The following is a 506-nucleotide window of genomic DNA, read 5'->3' on the forward strand; positions in this document are numbered from 1 at the left end:
TTTTTCTGATAACTTATAAATTCTTTTTAAGATATTTTCTCCTTGTATTGTGTTAGATAGAACTACTTCATTATTAAAATATATAACAACTTTTAAAGGTTCTTTGTTAAAAGCAATTTTAGAAACATATAACAAATTATTTTCAGTTCTAATTACTGGTTTAAATATTTTTTCATTCTTGTTATTTAAAAAAGTAACCAATCCGTTTTCAACGTAAAATTGTTTAATAATAATTTCGAAGTCTTTATTTAACTCAGCAGAATAAATTCCGTTTTCTAAAGCAGAAAAATCAAATGTTCTAGAATAGTCTCCAGAATTTTGAATGTCATTACTATATACAGTTAAACCGTTGGCATTTTTAATGGTTAAAGTCTGACCTTTTTTTACATTATTAAATTCAACTTTAACAGTTCTCTTAGCTTCTTTAGAGTTGGTATTATCTTTGTCGTTTGCGTTAGTTATTAATGTTCCGAACATTAAAGCAACTAATATTATTTTCTTAATTT

At 23.9% G+C, this 506-nt stretch carries 1 protein-coding gene; it reads right to left on the reverse strand.

The features are described from left to right. Window positions 1-506: T9SS type A sorting domain-containing protein (locus MPF19_RS19185; protein WP_249989871.1), on the reverse strand; the 506-nt coding region annotated here is incomplete at both ends.

The organism is Polaribacter sp. Z014 (genome assembly GCF_023555435.1).
Classification (GTDB): Bacteria; Bacteroidota; Bacteroidia; order Flavobacteriales; family Flavobacteriaceae; genus Polaribacter.